Origin of the sequence: Tunicatimonas pelagia (assembly GCF_030506325.1) — a bacterium.
GTDB lineage: Bacteria > Bacteroidota > Bacteroidia > Cytophagales > Cyclobacteriaceae > Tunicatimonas > Tunicatimonas pelagia.
The window spans coordinates 5,770,229-5,790,358 of the sequence record NZ_CP120683.1 but is presented as its reverse complement, the minus strand read 5'-3'; the positions used below and the strand labels follow the sequence as shown (position 1 = coordinate 5,790,358).

Genomic DNA, 20,130 nt, shown 5'->3' with positions numbered 1-20,130 from the left:
TTCTTAAATTCTAAAATGTGAGAAAGCTCTGTTAGCATCGGCCATACGATGCGTATCATCTTTTTTCTTCACGGCAGCCCCTTCTCCTTTAGAAGCAGCAATAATTTCTCCTGCTAACCGCTCCTTCATCGTTTTTTCTCCCCGAGCGCGAGCGTAGCGAATCATCCACTTAATACCTAGCGATGTTTTTCGTCCCGGCCGCACTTCTAATGGCACCTGAAAAGTAGCACCACCCACTCGACGACTCTTCACTTCTACCGATGGCATAATGTTACCTAGTGCTTTCTTCCAAAGCTCCAGACCATTTTCACTGGTGCGCTCTTCTACTAGCGAAATGGCATCATAGAAAATAGAATAGGCGGTACTTTTCTTACCATCTACCATCATGTAATTCACAAATCGGGTTACCAGCGTATCCTTGTACTTAGGATCGGGTAAAACGTATCTTTTCTTGGGTTTAGCTTTCCTCATGGAGTATTATTGCTATGGTTCTATTTTTTAGGGCGTTTTGCGCCGTATTTTGATCTTCTTTGCAGACGTCCACTTACACCAGCGGTATCCAGCGCACCGCGAATAATGTGGTAACGCACCCCTGGCAAGTCCTTCACCCGTCCCCCGCGAATCAATACAATTGAGTGCTCCTGCAGGTTATGTCCTTCTCCGGGAATGTAAGCGTTTACCTCCCGACCGTTGGTTAACCGCACCCGCGCCACCTTACGCATGGCCGAGTTGGGCTTCTTAGGAGTGGTAGTGTAAACCCGGGTACAAACTCCCCGGCGTTGTGGACAAGAATCCAGTGCGGGCGACTTCGATTTTGAAGTCAATTCCTTTCTTCCTTTTCTTACTAACTGCTGTATGGTAGGCATTAAAATTTACTATTTTCTTACACCTCGCGAAATTTTGAGGTGCAAAGTTAGCCAAATAGACGGTTTATAACAAAATATAATTTCAAAATAGTTCTTAAGCCTCTCCAATTGCCCCACCAAAGTTAATTGGAAACTTCGGAGTCTCGTCTGACTGCTTGATTGGACCGAATGCTCCCTCGAATTTTTCGATATTATCTTGCAAGGCGAATAGCAGCCGCTTAGCATGATCGGGGGTGATAATAATTCGGGATTTCACTTTCGCTTTGGGTGCCCCTGGCATCAGGCGAATGAAATCGATGACAAACTCACTATTGGAGTGGGCAATCGTGGCCAGATTAGCATACTGCCCTTCGGCCATTTCTTCCGAAAGCTCAATGCTAATCTGGTTCCGACGCTGTTGATCTTCTTGCTCTTCTTTAGCCATTACTAGTTGGTTTCAACCGTACTATTTTCTTCCACGCGACTTTCGCGGGAAGCGCGCAATGCTTCGTACTCTTCCTTAGAACCAACAATAATGTTCTTGTATTCTCGCATACCTGTTCCGGCTGGAATCAGATGGCCGACAATCACATTTTCTTTCAGGCCGTTCAGATGATCAGCTTTTCCTCGAATGGAAGCTTCACTAAGTACTTTGGTGGTTTCTTGGAAAGAAGCCGCCGAGATAAAGCTCTCGGTACCTAATGATGCCTGAGTGATTCCCTGCAAGGTAGGTTTGGCTACCGCCGGTTGAGCATCGCGTACCTGCACGATATTTTTGTCCTGACGCTTCAGAGAAGAGTTTTCATCGCGAAGCTGACGAGAAGAGATAATCATGCCTTGCTTGAAGTTGGTAGAGTCTCCTACTTCCACCACAAGCTTTTTATCTAGAATAGCATCATTTTCTTCCCGGAACGAGAATTTATCTACTACCTGTCGCTTCAAGAAGTTTGTATCCCCTTCATTCTCAATCTCCACTTTTTGCATCATTTGGCTTACAATCACCTCAATGTGCTTATCGTTGATTTTTACTCCTTGCAAACGGTATACTTCCTGAATCTCATTCACTAAATATTCTTGTACTGCCGTTGGGCCTTTAATCGCCAGAATATCCGCTGGGGTAATGGCTCCATCAGACAACGGCATTCCCGCCCGAACGAAGTCATTATCCTGAACTAGAATGTGCTTAGAAAGCGGTACTAAGTATCGTTTCTTGATTCCATCTTTCGACTCAATAAATATTTCCCGATTACCTCGTTTGATGCCTCCGTAGGTTACGGCTCCGTTGATCTCACTTACTACCGCCGGATTGGAAGGGTTACGTGCCTCAAAAAGTTCAGTTACCCGAGGCAGACCACCTGTAATATCCCGAGACTTACTCATCATCCGAGGAATCTTGGCAATTACTTGTCCGGCTCGAACTTTATCGTCAATATCTACGGCTAAGTGCGCTCCTACTGGAATGTTGTAAGCTTTACGCTCAAAGTCACTGCCCGAAGGTTCAATAACGATAGCCGGATTCTTCGTTTTATCCCTCGTTTCGGTAATTACCTTCTCACGGTGCCCCGTCTGCTCATCGTATTCTTCTTTGTAGGTAATTCCCTGTTCAATGTACTCGAAGTCTACTTTTCCTTCAAACTCCGAAAGGATCACTGCGTTGTACGGATCCCAGTAGCAAAGCTCGTCTCCTTTCTCTACCGTATCGCCTTCCTTCACTCGCAGGAAGGAACCGTAGGGTGCATTGTAGGTTGAGAATACTTTGCCTGTTTTCTCATCTACAATTTTTATTTCACCCGAGCGGCCCATTACTACCGTTTTAGGTTCGCCTTCGTCGTCGGTAGTTTTTAGCGAGCGTAGCTCCTCAAATTCTACTTTACCGGAGAACTTCGCTTTGATAGTAGCTTCTACCGCAATGTTGGAAGCTGTACCCCCCACGTGGAACGTACGAAGCGTTAACTGCGTACCGGGTTCACCAATAGACTGAGCTGCAATAACGCCAACCGATTCACCGTCTTGTACCATGTAGCCCGTTGAAAGGTTTCTTCCGTAGCATTTCGAGCAAATTCCACTCTTGGTTTCACACGTCAGTGGTGAGCGAATTTCCATCTCTTCAATGCCTCGTTCATCCACCAAGGCTGCTAATTCTTCGGTAATTTCCGTTCCCGACTCAATGATAAGCTCGTCCGAAATCGGATCAAAAATATCGTGTACAGACACCCGCCCCAGAATACGCTCTGATAGCGGTTCTACTACTTCTTCGTTATCTTTAAGAGAAGCTACCAATAATCCGCGAACAGTACCACAGTCCTCTTCCCGAATCACTACATCCTGAGCTACATCTACCAGACGACGAGTTAGGTAACCAGCATCGGCTGTTTTCAAAGCCGTATCAGCCAGACCTTTCCGCGCTCCGTGTGTAGAGATAAAGTACTCAATTACGTCGAGCCCTTCCTTGAAGTTGGAAAGAATTGGGTTCTCAATAATCTCACCGACTGAACCTTGCAGGTTTTTCTGCGGCTTAGCCATTAGCCCTCGCATACCGCCAAGCTGACGAATCTGCTCCCGAGAACCGCGAGCTCCCGAGTGCATCATCATATAAATGGAGTTGAACCCTAGCTGGTCGTCTTCCATTTTCTTCATCAGGGCGTTGGTCAAACGAGAGTTCACCCGAGTCCATACGTCAATTACCTGATTGTAACGCTCGTTATCGGTGATAAGCCCCATAAAGTAGTTGTTCCGAACTGAATCAACTTCCTCTTTTGCTTCCTGGATAAGCCCTAGTTTATCGTTCGGAACGATAATATCGTCTAACCCAATGGATAACCCACCCTTGTAGGCCATCTGGAAACCTAACTCTTTGATGTCATCTAAGAATTTGGCCGTACGGGCTACGCCAGCAATTTTATAGACCATCGCGATGATTTGCTGTAGCTTCTTCTTCGTGAGGAGTTCATCTACGTACCCCACTTCTTCCGGCACCAGCTCATTGAATACCACTCGCCCAGCAACCGTCTCGATGATTTTATCTTCTAGCTCGTTCTGCTCATTACGAACTTTTGTTCGTACTTTAATATACGCGTGCTTAGAAATCTGACCTTCATTGAGAGCTACAATCACCTCCTCGGCACTGTAGAAAGACAGGCCTTCTCCTGCAATTGGCACCTCCGGAGTGTGCTTACGCCCTTTGGTTACGTAGTACAACCCAAGCACCATGTCTTGCGAAGGAACCGTTATAGGTGCGCCATTGGCTGGGTTCAAAATGTTATGGCTGGACAGCATCAGCATAGAAGCCTCCAGTACCGCTTCGTGTCCTAATGGCACGTGTACCGCCATCTGGTCACCATCAAAGTCAGCATTGAAGGCAGTACATACTAACGGATGAAGCTGAATAGCTTTTCCCTCAATTAGCTTGGGCTGAAATGCTTGTATACCCAAACGGTGAAGCGTTGGAGCCCGGTTCAATAGCACCGGATGTCCCTTCAACACATTTTCCAGAATATCCCAAACTACCGGATCTTTACGATCCACAATTTTCTTGGCTGACTTTACCGTTTTGACAATTCCCCGCTCGATGAGCTTACGAATGATGAACGGCTTGAAAAGCTCAGCTGCCATATCTTTAGGCAAACCGCATTCGTGCATTTTCAATTCGGGACCTACCACGATCACCGAACGACCCGAGTAGTCAACTCGCTTACCCAGTAGGTTCTGGCGGAAACGTCCTTGCTTACCTTTCAGCATATCGCTGAGTGATTTCAGTGCCCGATTTCCGTCGGAGCGCACTGCGTTTACCTTCCGAGAGTTGTCGAAGAGTGAGTCAACCGCTTCTTGCAGCATTCGCTTCTCGTTTCGAAGAATTACTTCGGGTGCTTTAATATCGATCAGTCGCTTCAGACGATTGTTTCGGATAATTACCCGACGGTAAAGATCGTTCAAATCGGAAGTGGCAAAGCGACCACCATCGAGCGGTACTAATGGACGTAGTTCAGGCGGAATAACCGGCACCATCTTAATAACCATCCACTCCGGACGGTTCTCAATACGATTGCGGGCATCAAGGAAAGCTGTTACTACTTTCAACCGCTTTAGTGCCTCTGCTTTTCTTTGCTGGGAAGTATCCGTGTTGGCCTGATGGCGAAGACTATACTCTAGCTCCTGCAGTTTTAGCTGGGCTAGTAGCATCTCCAGGGCTTCCGCTCCCATTTTAGCGATAAACTTATTCGGATCGTTATCGTCCAATCGCTGATTATCGGCCGGAAGCTTATCGATGATATCTAGGTATTCATCCTCAGTCAGATAATCCAGATAGCTAATTCCGTCTTCAGCTTTCACTCCAGCTTGGATTACCACGTAGCGCTCGTAGTAGATAATCTGATCGAGTTTCTTAGTAGAAAGACCAAGCAGGTAGCCAATTTTGTTCGGCAACGAGCGGAAGTACCAAATATGCGCTACGGGCACCACCAACTCAATATGCCCCATTCGCTCTCGTCGCACCTTCTTCTCAGTCACTTCTACTCCACAACGGTCGCAAATAATACCTTTGTAGCGAATGCGCTTATATTTTCCGCAATGACATTCCCAATCTTTTACCGGGCCGAAAATACGCTCACAAAACAACCCACCCATTTCCGGCTTGTACGTCCGGTAATTGATGGTCTCGGGCTGCGTAACTTCCCCGTGCGAGCTTTCTAAAATAGACTCAGGAGAAGCAAGGCTAATGGTTACCTTCGAGAAATCATTGGAGAACTTCTTATTTTTCTTGAATGCCATACTTTATATCAATTGAAAATTGAAAATTGATAATGTAAAATTAGGTATCCGCAGTAGCGGATACTCATAGTTTTTAGTCTAATGTAATTTCCAAGGCCAAACCTCGCAGCTCGTGAACGAGTACGTTGAATGACTCCGGAATATTCGGACGAGGCAGGTTTTCCCCCTTCACAATGGCTTCGTAGGCTTTAGCCCGTCCTACCACATCGTCAGATTTCACTGTTAGGATCTCCTGTAACACGTTAGCTGCTCCGAAGGCTTCCAGTGCCCATACCTCCATCTCACCAAAACGCTGTCCCCCGAATTGAGCTTTACCACCCAATGGCTGCTGCGTGATGAGCGAGTACGGCCCAATAGAGCGAGCGTGCATCTTATCGTCTACCAAGTGTCCCAGTTTAAGCATATAGATTACTCCTACGGTTACTTTCTGGTCGAACCGCACTCCCGACAATCCGTCGTATAAATAGGTTCGTCCGTAGTCGGGTAGCTTGGCGTCTTTTAACTCCTTAGTAACGTCCTCCATCGTAGCTCCGTCAAAAATCGGCGTAGCGTAACGTTTGTGAAGTTTCAGTCCGGCCCACCCCAATACGGTCTCATAGATTTGACCGATATTCATCCGGGAGGGCACCCCTAGTGGGTTCAACACAATATCTACCGGAGTGCCATCGGCTTGGAATGGCATGTCTTCTTCCCGCACAATTTTGGCAACCACTCCTTTATTTCCGTGGCGTCCCGCCATCTTATCTCCCACTTTAAGCTTTCGCTTTTTGGCTACGTACACTTTAGCTAACTGCACAATACCTGCTGGCAGTTCATCGCCTACCTCCAGGGTAAATCGCTCTCGCTTGAACCGTGCTGTTACCTCATTACGACGATTGTTATAGTTTTTCACCAGCTCACCCACCATACGGTCAATGCGTTCGTCGCCAGTCCAGTCGTCAACAATAATATCCGCAATCAGATTAGCTTCTTCAGGAATGCTGTACGAACTTTCGTCTCGGTAGATATTTTTATCTGGAAACAGATTATTCTCAATATTCTGGCGGTTAAACTTCACACCCTTCGACATAATCTCATCGCCGAACTTATGCTTAATCCCTTGAGAGTTTTTACCATCTAGCAGAGAAACCATCTTATCGATCATCTCCCCTCGCACAGCCAGAATATCATTCTTAAAGCGAGATTTCAGCGTTTCTACCTCTTTTCGGGCTTTGGCTCGCAGGTCTTTATCCTTTTTAGGACGCGAGAAAAGTTTGGTGTCAATTACAGTTCCTCGAAGCGAAGGAGAAGCCCGTAATGAGGCATCTTTCACATCCCCAGCTTTATCGCCAAAAATAGCACGAAGCAGCTTTTCCTCCGGCGTTGGATCAGTCTCTCCTTTCGGGGTGATCTTACCAATCAGAATATCGCCTTCTTTTACTGCTGCACCGGTACGGATGATACCATTTTCATCCAGATTCCTAACCGCATCTTCACTCACGTTAGGAATCTCCGAAGTTAGTTCTTCCTCTCCGCGCTTGGTGTCCCGCACTTCTAATTCAAACTCCTCAATATGTACTGATGTAAACACATCGTCGCGCACTACTCTTTCTGAGATTACAATCGCATCTTCAAAATTATATCCCTGCCAAGGCATGAAAGCCACCAGCAGGTTTCGGCCTAATGCTAACTCTCCGTTTTCAGTAGCGAATCCTTCGCAGAGAACTTGACCTTGCGTTACTCGCTCCCCTTTTAGCACAATAGGCTTGAGGTTCACGCAAGTATCCTGGTTAGTACGACGGAACTTAATCAACTCGTAGGTTTTCAAGTCGTCGCCAAAGTTCACCAATCGCTCATCGTCGGTCAAGTCATACCTTACAGTAATCTTCTTAGAATCAACGTAGTGGATTTCACCATCGCCTTCGGCTACAATCAGTGAGCGAGAGTCTTGTGCCACCCGTCCTTCTAACCCAGTTCCCACAATTGGAGCCTGAGGTTTTAGCAAAGGCACAGCTTGTCGCTGCATGTTTGATCCCATCAAAGCCCGGTTAGCATCATCATGTTCCAAAAACGGAATAAGCGAAGCGGCTACCGATACAATTTGGTTGGGCGCAATATCCATGTAGGTAAGATCATCGGGACCCACCACCGGGAAGTCACCTTCGTAACGGGCTTTCACCGTTTCGTTTACAAATTTCCCACTGTCTTCAATCGGGGCGTTTGCTTGGGCGATATTATGTGTGTCTTCTTCTTCGGCCGTCAGGTATACTACATCTTTGGTAACAATCCCCTCATTTACTTTACGGTACGGGGTTTCAATGAAGCCCATCGTATTCACTTTGGCGTGAACGCATAGTGATGAGATTAGCCCAATGTTCGGACCTTCTGGAGTCTCAATTGTACACAAACGACCGTAGTGGGTGTAGTGAACATCACGTACCTCAAAACCGGCTCGCTCTCGGGACAGACCACCCGGCCCTAAGGCTGACATTCTTCGCTTGTGGGTCACTTCCGCTAGTGGGTTGGTCTGATCCATAAACTGCGAAAGCTGGTTGGTTCCGAAGAAGGAATTGATTACCGAAGAAAGCGTTCGGGCGTTGATAAGATCAACGGGTTTGAAATCCTCGTTGTCCCGTACGTTCATCCGCTCTTTGATGGTTCGAGCCATCCGCGCCAAACCTACTCCAAACTGGCTATACAGCTGCTCACCCACGGTTCGTACCCGTCGGTTACTCAAGTGGTCAATATCATCTACCACCGCCTTAGAGTTAATCAACCCAATTAGGTACTTAACAATTTTGATGATATCTTCTTTGGTTAGTACCCGAATATCAGATTCTATCTCTAAGTCTAATTTTTTGTTAATTCGGTAACGTCCTACCTCGCCCAAATCATAACGCTTGTCGCTAAAGAACAGACTCTGAATAATGTCCCGAGCGGTTTGCTCATCAGGTGCCTCAGTATTACGAAGCTGACGATAGATTTGCTCAACCGCTTCTTTCTCCGAGTTAGACGGGTCTTTCTGAAGCGTATTATAGATTATTGAGTAGTCTGTCACATTCACATCCTCGCGATGCAGAATGATAGAATCTGTTCCAGACTCAAGAATGGTGTTAATATCTTCTTCCTGAAGTACTGAGTCTCGTTCCAGTAATACTTCGTTTCGGTCAATAGAAACTACCTCTCCAGTATCTTCATCTACGAAATCTTCTGTCCAGGTACGTAGCACTCTTGCGGCTAACTTTCGCCCTTCGTACTGCTTCAGGTTTTTTTCATTGGCCTCGACCTCTTCAGAAAGCTCAAAAAGGTTGAGAATGTCTTTATCTAATCCATAGCCAATGGCGCGCAACAGCGTAGTTACCGGAAACTTCTTTTTTCGGTCAATATACGCATACATCACATTGTTCACATCTGTAGCAAACTCAATCCACGAACCCTTAAACGGAATAATTCGTGCTGAATACAGCTTGGTACCGTTGGTATGCTTGCTTTGAGCGAAGAACACTCCCGGAGATCGGTGCAGCTGTGATACGATAACACGCTCAGCCCCGTTGATAATAAAAGAACCTTTGGTAGTCATGTACGGGATGTTACCCAAAAACACCTCTTGTTCTATGGTCTCAAAGTCTTCGTTATCTTCATCGTTGCACGATAAACGTAGCTTTGCTTTGAGCGGGACGGAATATGTTAACCCGCGATCTATGGATTCATCTACCGAATATTTCGGTGGATCAATTACGTAATCTATGAACTCAAGAACAAAGTTCTCCCGAGAGTCGGTGATCGGAAAATTTTCCGAAAATACTTTATATAGCCCTTCGTTTCTTCGCTGCTCAGCGGGGGTATCAATCTGCAGGAAATCCTGAAAAGATTGCAGTTGAACATTAAGAAAATCGGGGTAATCTAGTACCTTTCCAATAGAAGCAAAGCTAATACGGTTAGGAAGGCCAGCGGTAAGGCTGGCTTGGTTTTTAGAATTTTTTACGTTAGCCAAAACACTTCAGTTTTTTGGGTGATGGGAATATTCAGAATTCTATTCTGGTAATGGTCAAGAAGCAAAAGCTGGTAAAAAGCCCACAAACGGGAAAAGACCTGACTAGCGAGCCAGGCCTGTGATGCTAAAAATGAAATATGGTCGTGGTATATTGCTAATTACTTAATTTCTACTTCAGCACCGGCTTCTTCTAACTGCTTTTTCAAGCCTTCGGCTTCATCTTTAGGAAGTCCTTGCTTTACTTCGGTAGGCGCACCGTCTACTAATGCTTTAGCTTCTTTCAAACCTAAACCAGTAAGTTCCTTCACAAGTTTCACTACCGCCAATTTAGATCCGCCCGGAGCTTTAAGAATTACATCAAACTCAGTTTGTTCTTCAGCGCCACCGCCTTCACCACCGCCACCAGCGGGAGCTGCGGCAACAGCTGCGGCAGCAGCCGGCTCTATACCATATTCTTCTTTCAGAATGTTCGCCAACTCGTTTACTTCTTTCACTGATAAGTTAACCAGTTGTTCTGCGAAGTCTTTCAGATCTGCCATTTTAATTCGGAATTAATTAGTAAGTATTGTTTAATTGATTTTATTTTTCTAAGACTCTTCGCGCTCAGACAGGGTTTTAACGATACCCGCCAGCTTGTTTTTACCACTCTGAAGAGCAGAAATAACGTTTTTGGCAGGAGATTGAAGTAACGTAATTACTTCGCCTAAAAGTTCGTCCTTAGACTTCAATGAGCTTAGCATATCCAAATGCTCCTCACCGATGAATAAATCCGAATCAATTGAAGCCGCTTTCAGCGCTGGCTTTTCGGCATCGCCTCCTTTCTTACGGTACTCCTTAATAACTTTAGCCGGCGCGTTACTCGTTTCGGCTGAGAACATTATGCCTGACGTACCTTTCAAAGCATCGTGAAAGGGTTCGTAATCAGTATCGAGCTGTTCTAGGGCTTTACGAATCAGGGTGTTTTTGAAAATTTTGTACTCAATACCTCGCTGAAAGCACATTGCCCGAAATTCATTAATTTCCTTTACTGATAGCCCTCCGGTATCGGCTACGTAGAAGTAACTGGTGTTACGAAGCTTCTCGGCAAGATCATCGATCAGGACTCCTTTTTCTTCTCTAGTCATAACTATTATATACCTGGAACGGTGTTTTTGTCTACGGGCACTCCTTTGCTCATAGTGCTCGATAATGAAATGCTCTTGAAATAAGTTCCTTTTGCTGAAGAAGGCTTCAACCGATTAATGGTCTGAATCATCTCGGTAGCGTTAGCTACTAATTTCTCTTGGTCAAAAGAAGCTTTTCCGATGCTAGCGTGGATAATACCAAACTTATCAACTTTAAAGTCAATCTTACCAGCTTTCACATCCTGCACGGCTTTTCCAATGTCCATCGTTACCGTACCCGCCTTCGGGTTAGGCATTAACCCACGTGGGCCTAATACTCTACCCAAGCGTCCCACTTTTGCCATTACAGTAGGCATGGTAACAATAACATCCACATCAGTCCAACCTCCTTCAATCTTCTGAATGTATTCGTCTAACCCGACGTAATCAGCACCAGCTTCTTTCGCTTCAGCCTCTTTTTCAGGAGTACAAAGCACTAATACTTTTACCTCCTTGCCGGTACCATGCGGTAGTGCCACCACACCCCGAACCATTTGGTCGGCTTTGCGGGGGTCTACACCCAAATTCACGTCTATATCTACCGAAGCATCAAACTTAGTAGTAGTAATATCTTTAACAATTTCAGTAGCTTCTTGAAGAGAATAAGACTGGGTAAGGTCGTATTTCTTCAGTACATCTTGTTGTTTTTTTCCTAGCTTCGCCATGTGTTCAACTAATTTATTACGCCCAAGGAGCTTTTCCAGTTACTCTTAACCCCATACTCCGAGCAGTGCCAGCTACCATTTTCATCGCCGACTCTACTTTAAATGCATTTAAATCGGGCATCTTGGTTTCAGCAATTTCTTTCACTTGATCCCAAGTAACGCTGCCTACTTTAGCCCGGTTAGGCTCAGCCGATCCCTTCTTCAGCTTGGCAGCTTGCATTAGCAGAGCCGCAGCAGGAGGAGTCTTGATTACAAAGTCAAAAGACTTGTCGGTATAAATTGTTACTAGTACCGGAAGTAATTGCCCGGGCTTATCTTGGGTTCGTGCATTAAATTGCTTACAGAACTCCATGATATTCAATCCCTTACTACCTAGGGCTGGACCTACGGGAGGGGATGGATTTGCTTGCCCACCGCGAATCTGTAGTTTTAAGTATCCGCTTATTTCTTTAGCCATTGTTACCGCTATTATCTACTTTTTCAACTTGCATATAATTAAGCTCTACCGGAGTGTTACGGCCAAATATCTTCACCATCACTTTCAACTTCCGGCGCTCTTCAAAAATCTCTTCAATGTTACCGATGAACCCGCTAAATGGCCCATCCATTACCTTCACCTCTTCACCCACTATGTACGGGGTATCCATTTTAATATCCTCTTCCTCCGCCTCGTCAACTCGACCTAAAATGCGATTAATCTCTGATTCACGCAAAGGCACAGGTGGCTCTTGTGAACGGGCTGTACTTGTTCCCTTGGCACTCAAAAACCCAATTACATTGGGCACATTATTAATCATGTGCAGCACTTCTCCATTCTTCAAATCAGCCGACACCAGAATATATCCCGGAAAAAACTGACGCTCCCGCACCCGCTTTTTACCGTTTCGCATTTCCATCACCTTCTCCGACGGAATAATCACCTGAGGTACAAACTCTTCTAACTTGTTCACTTTGATCTCGTGCTCGAGGTACTCCCGAACCTTACGCTCTTTTCCGCTTACTGCACGGATCACATACCATTTTGGATCGACCATAATCGTTCAGCGTTTTTTAGAATGCGTTATAAAACCACTTCATCGCATTTTCAAAGCCGAGATCAATGACTCCAATCAGTAATGCAAAGATTAATGAAGCTACCAGTACTAGAAACGAACTCCTTTGCAATGATGAATAAGAAGGCCAAGTAACCTTTTCGCTCATCTCTTGGTAAGAGGCTCGGATAAATTCAACAACATTATTCATAGTGAACGCTTCATTTTAGCACGGGCGGTAAGATTCGAACTCACGACCTACGGTTTTGGAGACCGTTGCTCTACCAGCTGAGCTACACCCGTTTGGGAAATGAGAAATGTGAAATATGAAACTTTCATATCTCACATCTCATATTTCTAATTTAATCAGTAATTTCAGTTACCTGACCCGCACCTACCGTACGTCCACCTTCACGAATCGCAAAGCGTAGTCCTTTTTCCATCGCTACCGGCGAAATCAATTCTACCGTGATAGAAACGTTATCACCAGGCATTACCATCTCAACATTGTCAGGTAATGTAATCTCACCAGTTACGTCAGTAGTACGGAAGTAAAATTGAGGACGATATTTCTTAAAGAAAGGAGTGTGGCGACCACCTTCTTCCTTAGAAAGAACGTATACCTCAGCTTTGAATTTCGCGTGAGGAGTAACTGAACCCGGCTTGGCAATTACCATTCCGCGACGGATTTGTGTTTTCTCAATACCACGCAGTAGCAAACCAACGTTATCACCGGCTTCACCACGATCAAGAATCTTACGGAACATCTCAACCCCAGTTACAGTAGACTTCAAGTTTTCAGCTCCCATACCTAAGATATCAACTGCATCACCCGAGTTGATTACTCCTCGCTCGATACGGCCAGTAGCTACTGTTCCTCGCCCAGTAATTGAGAATACATCTTCAACGGGCATTAGAAAGTCAAGATCAACCAAACGCTCAGGCATTGGAATATACTCATCTACCGCGCTCATTAGCTCATCAACTTTCTCAACCCACTGAGATTCGCCGTTCAATGCGCCCAGTGCCGAGCCCTGAATTACCGGAATATCATCGCCAGGGAATTCGTAGAAAGAAAGCAATTCGCGGATTTCCATTTCTACCAGCTCCAGTAGCTCAGCATCATCTACCAAGTCTACCTTGTTCATAAATACTACGATAGCCGGTACACCAACCTGACGAGCTAATAGGATATGCTCGCGGGTTTGAGGCATTGGTCCATCAGTAGCTGCTACTACTAAAATAGCACCATCCATTTGAGCCGCTCCAGTAACCATGTTCTTTACGTAGTCAGCGTGACCGGGGCAGTCAACGTGAGCGTAGTGACGGTTCTCAGTTTGGTACTCAACGTGAGAAGTGTTGATGGTAATACCCCGTTCTTTTTCTTCCGGAGCATTATCGATAGACGCAAAGTCTTTTAGTTCTGCTAGACCTTTCCCGGCCAGTACGGTGGTGATAGCAGCAGTTAACGTTGTTTTACCGTGGTCAACGTGACCGATAGTACCGATATTTAAGTGCGGTTTGGAACGGTCAAAGGTTTCTTTAGCCATGTTAAAAAACAGTTTCAGTGATCAAAATGTAACGAAATCTAAGAGGTAAAACCTCTGTAAACGTTTGAGCCAACGACGAGATTTGAACTCGTGACCTCTTCCTTACCAAGGAAGCGCTCTACCCCTGAGCTACGTCGGCAGCTCTAAATAATGATTGATGATTAATGAGTAGTGAATAATGAAGTCTAATTTAATTAGTCGTTAATCACTGTCACATTAATCATTAAAGTGAGCGGGAGAAGGGTCTCGAACCCTCAACCTACAGCTTGGAAGGCTGTCGCTCTACCAATTGAGCTACTCCCGCTTAGTGATGATTAATGGCTGTATTCATTACTCATCAGTCATTAATCATTATACAAGTATCTGAGCTAACACCAACCTCGCTAGAAAAATTCGCCTCTCATTCAGATTTTATCAGTGGGGAGAGAAGGATTCGAACCTTCGAAGCCGAAGCAACGGATTTACAGTCCGTCCCATTTGACCGCTCTGGAATCTCCCCCGAAAATTCCATGTATATAAATAGCAGTAAAATCAGATTTTTGCCCACTATTTTTAATGGAAGGGCAAAAGTAAGGTCTTTTTCTATATATTCAAATGATAGCTGAAAAGAAATTGGAAAAAATCCACTTAAATTTTTAGTAACCGCTTGATTGGTACAAAGCCTTGAGCCGCTCGTCTTGCTCCGCGTCTCGAATAGTCTGTAACATTTCATTAACTTCGGGCTGATCGCTAAAAAATAGCAGTCCGCGGTAAGCCGTAAGCCGAATGTAATATTGCGGATGATTACGCGCCCGATCAGCCAACAGTTGAATGCCCTGTTGAGTGGATGACGGATCGTTGGTTGCGACTAAATACTGCGCTAAATAGTTTAGAAAATAGTATAATGTCTCATCCGAAACCTGAGCCGTCTTTTCTTCAAACCAAGGGTACTGACCGGCCACCCCTTCAGACACAAAGTAGTCGGCTAAAGCCATTACCGTATTGAAATTAGTAAACGCTTGGAAAGGTGCAAAGCGAGCAGATTTATCAGGTGCCGAAGTTTTAGCGTAAGCAGCAATGGCCGTACCTATTACGGCGTAACTAGAATCTTGTAGTGCCTGCTGAAATAAGTTTTGATAATGTTCAGCATTGATAGTAGCCAACGCATTAATAGCATCGGCCCTCAGCAATGATTTCTCATCGTTACGGGCTAGCCTCTCAATTTTCAGTAGCAGCGTACTGTCACTACCGCTCAGCTGGTCTTCCAAAGCATTGATGGCAAGTCGCCGGATCATCCAGAAATCATCGTCTAAAGCTTCGGTTAAGATTACCGGAGTAACTGTAGCAGTAGAATCGTTGACCAACGTCTGCAAGCTGGTCAATTGGTGCATAAAATGATTAGTATTACGAAATTGATACGCCCATTCTTCCTCCGACTTATTGTGGTAGACCTCAGCTAATAGTGCTCCTTCGGCATCAAAGAGTACTAGCTGTGGGGTTGTGTCAGCAGCAATCGTAAATTCTTGATACGGCTCATTAATCCATAGTTCGTAGCTACTTCGTTTATCATTTACCCATACATCTACCGTAATCGGAATCTGGTAGATTGGCGCCGTTTCAGTATCCTGAAGTTGCGTAATAGTAAGTGTCAATTGCCCATCTCCAAAGCCTTGCTGTATATCAAATACCGGATGGCCAGAATTCAGAAACCACTGATTGAAAAACCAGTTCAAATCCTGCCCGGTCACTTCCTCAAATGCTATTCGTAAGTCGTGGATTTCTACTGAAGTATAGGCGTGGCGGGTCAAGTACAGCTCAAGGGCAGCGAAGAAGGCTTCGTCGCCCACGTAGTTGCGTAGCATATGCAGTATTAGGCTACCTTTATCGTAGGAGTGCCGATCGAACATATCCTCCTTATCTGCGTAGCGATAGCGAATCAGGTCAACTTTTTTACCTTCGGCTTCCGACAGATAGTTTTGTAGTTTTTCCCAGCGGTCGTACTCCGCTTCATCCTTTCCGTAGTAATGCTCACTCCAGAGGTACTCGCTGTAAGTAGCGAACGACTCGTTCAGCGGAAGGTTGGCCCAAGACTCGCAGGTGACCAGATCGCCAAACCAGTGATGAAATAGCTCATGGGCGATAATATCATCCCAATGATTGTCTAGCAATTCGCGGTCATCTACCAGCAAGGCATCATAAAAAACCGAAGCGGTAGTATTCTCCATCGCTCCCGAAACAAAGTCCTGTACAATTACCTGAGCGTACTTAGACCAGGGATATTTTACTCCTAGTTTTTCGGAAAAGAACGAAAGCATCTCGGGAGTTCGACCAAAAATATCGTCGGCGTAAGCCGCGTAAGCCGAATCAATATAATAGTTAACCGACATTTCATTCCACTGGTCTTCTACTACCGCAAACTCTCCCACAGCCATCATAAATAAGTAAGGCGCGTGCGGTTGATCCATTTTCCAATAGTCCGTTCGTAAAGGTACCGGCTCACTCTCTTCATCAACCTGCGAATACACTAATGTTCCATTCGATAGCGTCACGTAGCGGTTATCTACCGTAATAAACATTTCTTGCGTGCAACGTTCATTGGGGGTATCAATGGTGGGGAACCAACGCGAACTAGCTTCGGTTTCGCCCTGCGTCCAGATTTGAGGCGAGGGTTCATCGATAAAATACAACCCTTTATCCGATTTAATGGCCTCGCTTCCGCCAGCTTCAAACTCGTCGGGCTTAGCCGTATAATCAATGACCAGTAGATAAGACTCATCACGCGAATAGGTTTTGTCTAAAGCGATCTGAAGAATCAAGCTATCGTATTCGTACGACAGTGGTTGTGGCTGGCTTGGGTCGCCTTTCAGTAAATGAACGGCGTGAATATCGAAGCCTTTAGCATCTAAATTTACGGTGGACTGAGGATAGAAATACGGTTTTAATTGAAGCGTGGCTTTACCGTGAAGGTAGTGCTTATCCCAATCAAAACGCACCTCTAGTTTAGTATGTAGCAAATCGTGTTCGCGAGCCTCGGCGGCTTGGTAGGGAAGAGCAACGACTTCTTCCATCTCTAGCAATAGTTCGGTCGCCACTGAGTCTGATTCTACGTTAGGATTATCTATATTGGTCGGCTGGGTAGCCGCAATTTGCTCAACTTTACAAGCTGAAAAACCGACGGTTGAGATACAAAGCCCGATCACAACTATTTGCCTGATTGATACGGATGAAGTTGGTTTCAATATTTTTTATTCAATGTGGTCTGACTGTGCGAAATGCAAATATCGAATTAAGTAACGACTTAACCAGCAAAACTATTCCACCCAACTAAAATTTTATCGGGTAAGCTTAGCCGCTTTACCAGATTTGGCAGAAGTAGTCGCTAAATAACCATCATTTTCAATATACTTGCATTATGAGTGAACGATGGATTATTGGATCGGCTAGCTTATGTTTACTAGCAGCTTGGGTAGGGTGCCGTTCTCCGAGTTCCCCAATTGAGTACCATTCTACTTTGCCTAATCCTTTACGAGCGGACAACAGAACTATCTCAGCATCTGAGTGGGAAGCGCACCGTCCGCACCTTAAACAAATACTCACTCGCTACCAGTACGGCGCAATGCCCGACCACCGTAGTTTAGATAAGGTAGAAGTAGAAGTTACTGATGAAAAGTATCTTCCCGATAGTGCTGCCATTCAGCAAACCCTACAATTTATCCTGCATAAAAATGGCAAGCAGGTTTCCGTTCGGGTAGGTGCGGTTATTCCCCGGCGAGAAGGCTCATTTCCGGTGATTATTAAGAACGACCGCTTCTTATTTGATCTGAGCGATATGCAGAATCCGCGAAAAGAAGCGCAGTACCAAAAGAAAGGAAGAGATAAAATTCAGCAATTTGCTACCAAAGAGGCTATTGAGCGCGGTTATGTTTTTGTGAAGTTTATTCGGGAAGACGTAGCTGCCGATAAGCCCGATAACCGAGATACTGGTGTACTAGCTTTGTACCCCAACCATACCTGGGAAAACACGGCTGCCTGGGCCTGGATGTACAGCATTATTATTGACTGGCTCGAAAAGCAACCTTACGTTCATGCAGATAAGGTTGCAGTAACTGGTCATTCAAGAGGAGGAAAGACAGCCCTTTGTGCTGGCATCTACGACGAGCGCATTGCCGTAACGGCTCCCAACTCATCGGGTAGCGGTGGCACCGGAAGCTGGCGGTACTTTGATCCTGATCAGAAGCCTCAAACCCTGTCGGTAGCTGAAGAACGCCACCATTATTGGTTTACCGACTCACTATTTCAGTTTGTGGATAGTGTGGCTTACCTGCCCTTTGACGCCCACTTTGCTAAGATGCTGATTGCCCCTCGGGCTTTGGTGAACCTACACGCCCGCCAAGATTACTGGGCTAACCCCTACGGCACGCAGCTCACTCATTTGGCAGCCCAACCGATTTTTGATGCCTACGGAAAACCGGATAATCTGGCCTTACACTGGCGCAATGGTGGCCATAACCAAAACCAGGAGGACTGGCTCGCCCTCTACGATTTTTGTGATTGGCACTTTTACGGAAAAGAGCGCACCAAAACGTATAATCAAAATCCGCACACGCACTATCAGTACGATTCTATTTTAAATCCCTACCTTGAGTATTTTGAAGAATTTGGGACAATTACTACCAAGCAATGAAGCAGTTATTTTACATTTACTTCACCAGCCTTTTAGCAGTAGCTAGTTTTCAATTGAGTTACGCTCAAGAAGTCTATTTCACTAACGGTTTCCGAATTTCAGAACTCACGTCTACTGATGCCATTGTCTGGACACGCTTGTGCGGTCAGAAAAAACCAAATCCGGTAGTTCACCAGCGGAAACCCAAGGTATTTCGCCATCCAATTAATTTTGATGAGAATATGCCTGTAGATGAAATGGATGGTGCAGTGCGAGGTGCTGACGGCTACGTTCGCGTGATAGTAGAAAGCGATCAGTCTAGCGAGACTTCAGAGTGGTTGGTAGCTGAAGCAAAGGAAGACCACACGGTACATATTCCTCTGGAAGGATTAACTCCAGATACCCAGTACACCATTAAACTAGAAGGAAAAGCGCAGCAGTCCGATGAAAACATAGCCACAATAAGCGGAATTTTTCGCACTCCCCCGGCCGATACGGTGGCGGCTCCAGTATCATTTACCTCCTCTACCTGTCAATACTTTTGGAGCTACGATGATTCGGTAGCCGGATTTAAAACCTACCTGAGCATGGCAGAGTTAGCTCCCGATTTCTTTGTGCAAACCGGTGATTATGTGTACTACGATAAACCTGGGCCGTCGGCTACCAATCCTGAGAAAGCCCGACACAAGTGGCACGCCATCAACGGTTGGCCCTCGCTAGTCAATTTCTTCCGAGAAACACCTACCTACTTTATCAAAGACGATCATGACTTGCTTTCCGATGACTCTCACGCGCAAACATCCGATTACGGGGAGTTGTCCTACGCCGAGGGCTTGGTGATTTGGGAAGAGAATGTTCCGATGAAGGAGCTTCCCTACCGAACCGTTCGCTGGGGAAAGGATTTGCAAGTGTGGCTGCTAGAGGGGCGGGAGTACCGCAGTGCCAACCAAGCTCCCGATGGCGAAGGCAAAACGATTCTCGGTCAGCAACAGAAACACTGGCTTACGCAAACGCTGTCAGAATCGGATGCTACGTTTAAGGTTGTAATTTCCGCTACCCCGGTGGTGGGGCCCGACCGGAAAAATAAAACCGACAACCACTCCAACGCATCCTTTCAAACCGAAGGTGAGTGGCTAAGAAACTTACTCTCTCAGCACGAAAATACCTACGTGATTAACGGAGATCGGCACTGGCAGTACGTATCGCAGGATAGTGTTACTCAGCTTATGGAGTTTGGTTCAGGCCCGGTGAGCGACTCCCACGTGCAGGGCTGGAAAAGTGGGAAACAACCCCAGCACCGCTATCTTAATCTAATTGGCGGTTTTTTGGGAGTTGAGGTTAAACGAGAAGAAGGTCAACCTCAGCTCACATTTACTCATTACGATGTGAATGGCGAAGCCCGAAATACTGAACTGTTCAAAATTGACAATTAACTATCCTTCAAATAGTGCCTTCGTGTCATAAAAACATGTCTTCGTCACATTATTTTTCAGA

General features: G+C 45.6%; 15 protein-coding genes and 4 tRNA genes. 2 read left to right on the top strand and 17 right to left on the bottom strand.

The annotated features are described in order from the left end of the window. Positions 1 to 3 precede the first annotated feature (3 nt). The 17 genes from rpsG to P0M28_RS24685 all read right to left on the bottom strand — a co-directional run bounded on the left by rpsG (position 4) and on the right by P0M28_RS24685 (position 17,212). Positions 4 to 471 carry a 30S ribosomal protein S7 gene (gene rpsG, locus P0M28_RS24765; protein ID WP_302205981.1) on the bottom strand — a complete coding sequence of 156 codons (468 nt, stop codon included), beginning with the start codon at positions 469 to 471 and terminating at the stop codon, positions 4 to 6. Between the two features lie 20 nt (positions 472 to 491). Then, a complete protein-coding gene (rpsL, locus tag P0M28_RS24760) occupies positions 492 to 866 on the bottom strand; it encodes a 30S ribosomal protein S12 (RefSeq protein WP_302205979.1) in 375 nt (124 codons plus the stop codon). A gap of 94 nt (positions 867 to 960) precedes the next feature. Beyond that, positions 961 to 1,290 (bottom strand): DUF3467 domain-containing protein, encoded by a 330-nt coding sequence (locus P0M28_RS24755; protein ID WP_302205977.1) that lies wholly within the window; start codon positions 1,288 to 1,290, stop codon positions 961 to 963. A 2-nt stretch (positions 1,291 to 1,292) separates the two neighbouring features. Further along, on the bottom strand, positions 1,293 to 5,612 hold the full coding sequence (rpoC, locus tag P0M28_RS24750) for a DNA-directed RNA polymerase subunit beta' (RefSeq protein WP_302205975.1): 4,320 nt from the start codon (positions 5,610 to 5,612) through the stop codon (positions 1,293 to 1,295). 73 nt (positions 5,613 to 5,685) lie between these two features. After that, entirely contained in the window at positions 5,686 to 9,525 is a 3,840-nt protein-coding gene (gene rpoB, locus P0M28_RS24745; protein WP_302210938.1) for a DNA-directed RNA polymerase subunit beta, read from the bottom strand. A gap of 218 nt (positions 9,526 to 9,743) precedes the next feature. Beyond that, positions 9,744 to 10,124 carry a 50S ribosomal protein L7/L12 gene (rplL, locus tag P0M28_RS24740; protein ID WP_302205973.1) on the bottom strand — a complete coding sequence of 127 codons (381 nt, stop codon included), beginning with the start codon at positions 10,122 to 10,124 and terminating at the stop codon, positions 9,744 to 9,746. Positions 10,125 to 10,172: 48 nt separating this feature from the next. Continuing rightward, on the bottom strand, positions 10,173 to 10,709 hold the full coding sequence (gene rplJ, locus P0M28_RS24735; RefSeq protein ID WP_302205971.1) for a 50S ribosomal protein L10: 537 nt from the start codon (positions 10,707 to 10,709) through the stop codon (positions 10,173 to 10,175). 5 nt (positions 10,710 to 10,714) lie between these two features. Next, positions 10,715 to 11,413, bottom strand: coding sequence for a 50S ribosomal protein L1 (rplA, locus tag P0M28_RS24730; RefSeq protein ID WP_302205969.1), 699 nt, complete (start codon positions 11,411 to 11,413; stop codon positions 10,715 to 10,717). Between the two features lie 16 nt (positions 11,414 to 11,429). Beyond that, positions 11,430 to 11,870 carry a 50S ribosomal protein L11 gene (gene rplK / locus P0M28_RS24725; protein WP_302205968.1) on the bottom strand — a complete coding sequence of 147 codons (441 nt, stop codon included), beginning with the start codon at positions 11,868 to 11,870 and terminating at the stop codon, positions 11,430 to 11,432. Next, positions 11,863 to 12,447, bottom strand: a complete 585-nt coding sequence (gene nusG / locus P0M28_RS24720) for a transcription termination/antitermination protein NusG (protein WP_302205966.1) — start codon at positions 12,445 to 12,447, stop codon at positions 11,863 to 11,865. The genes rplK and nusG overlap by 8 nt, the downstream gene beginning before the upstream one ends. Before the next feature lie 16 nt (positions 12,448 to 12,463). Further along, on the bottom strand, positions 12,464 to 12,655 hold the full coding sequence (gene secE, locus P0M28_RS24715; RefSeq protein ID WP_302205965.1) for a preprotein translocase subunit SecE: 192 nt from the start codon (positions 12,653 to 12,655) through the stop codon (positions 12,464 to 12,466). A 19-nt stretch (positions 12,656 to 12,674) separates the two neighbouring features. Continuing rightward, a tRNA-Trp gene (locus tag P0M28_RS24710) sits at positions 12,675 to 12,747 on the bottom strand. A 59-nt stretch (positions 12,748 to 12,806) separates the two neighbouring features. Beyond that, positions 12,807 to 13,994 carry an elongation factor Tu gene (tuf, locus tag P0M28_RS24705; RefSeq protein WP_302205964.1) on the bottom strand — a complete coding sequence of 396 codons (1,188 nt, stop codon included), beginning with the start codon at positions 13,992 to 13,994 and terminating at the stop codon, positions 12,807 to 12,809. Positions 13,995 to 14,061: 67 nt separating this feature from the next. Further along, positions 14,062 to 14,133: transfer RNA gene (locus P0M28_RS24700), tRNA-Thr, on the bottom strand. A 92-nt stretch (positions 14,134 to 14,225) separates the two neighbouring features. Beyond that, positions 14,226 to 14,298 (bottom strand) — tRNA-Gly (locus P0M28_RS24695). A gap of 114 nt (positions 14,299 to 14,412) precedes the next feature. After that, positions 14,413 to 14,493 (bottom strand) — tRNA-Tyr (locus tag P0M28_RS24690). 136 nt (positions 14,494 to 14,629) lie between these two features. Next, entirely contained in the window at positions 14,630 to 17,212 is a 2,583-nt protein-coding gene (locus P0M28_RS24685; RefSeq protein ID WP_302205963.1) for a M1 family metallopeptidase, read from the bottom strand. 173 nt (positions 17,213 to 17,385) lie between these two features. Here P0M28_RS24685 and P0M28_RS24680 point away from each other — a divergent pair, with 173 nt between their 5' ends. Next, positions 17,386 to 18,657, top strand: coding sequence for an alpha/beta hydrolase family protein (locus P0M28_RS24680; protein WP_302205961.1), 1,272 nt, complete (start codon positions 17,386 to 17,388; stop codon positions 18,655 to 18,657). Further along, the gene (locus P0M28_RS24675) at positions 18,654 to 20,069 is read left to right on the top strand and encodes an alkaline phosphatase D family protein (protein ID WP_302205959.1); all 1,416 of its coding nucleotides are present in this window, start codon (positions 18,654 to 18,656) and stop codon (positions 20,067 to 20,069) included. The genes P0M28_RS24680 and P0M28_RS24675 overlap by 4 nt, the downstream gene beginning before the upstream one ends. Positions 20,070 to 20,130: the final 61 nt, after the last annotated feature.

Coding starts and splice junctions, on each gene's coding strand:
- P0M28_RS24680 (WP_302205961.1), top strand. CDS start 17,386: ATGAGTGAACGATGGATTATTGGATCGGCTAGCTTATGTTTACTAGCA.
- rplA (WP_302205969.1), bottom strand. CDS start 11,413: ATGGCGAAGCTAGGAAAAAAACAACAAGATGTACTGAAGAAATACGAC.
- nusG (WP_302205966.1), bottom strand. CDS start 12,447: ATGGTCGATCCAAAATGGTATGTGATCCGTGCAGTAAGCGGAAAAGAG.
- P0M28_RS24675 (WP_302205959.1), top strand. CDS start 18,654: ATGAAGCAGTTATTTTACATTTACTTCACCAGCCTTTTAGCAGTAGCT.
- secE (WP_302205965.1), bottom strand. CDS start 12,655: ATGAATAATGTTGTTGAATTTATCCGAGCCTCTTACCAAGAGATGAGC.
- rplL (WP_302205973.1), bottom strand. CDS start 10,124: ATGGCAGATCTGAAAGACTTCGCAGAACAACTGGTTAACTTATCAGTG.
- rplJ (WP_302205971.1), bottom strand. CDS start 10,709: ATGACTAGAGAAGAAAAAGGAGTCCTGATCGATGATCTTGCCGAGAAG.
- tuf (WP_302205964.1), bottom strand. CDS start 13,994: ATGGCTAAAGAAACCTTTGACCGTTCCAAACCGCACTTAAATATCGGT.
- rpoC (WP_302205975.1), bottom strand. CDS start 5,612: ATGGCATTCAAGAAAAATAAGAAGTTCTCCAATGATTTCTCGAAGGTA.
- rpsL (WP_302205979.1), bottom strand. CDS start 866: ATGCCTACCATACAGCAGTTAGTAAGAAAAGGAAGAAAGGAATTGACT.
- P0M28_RS24755 (WP_302205977.1), bottom strand. CDS start 1,290: ATGGCTAAAGAAGAGCAAGAAGATCAACAGCGTCGGAACCAGATTAGC.
- rplK (WP_302205968.1), bottom strand. CDS start 11,870: ATGGCTAAAGAAATAAGCGGATACTTAAAACTACAGATTCGCGGTGGG.
- rpsG (WP_302205981.1), bottom strand. CDS start 471: ATGAGGAAAGCTAAACCCAAGAAAAGATACGTTTTACCCGATCCTAAG.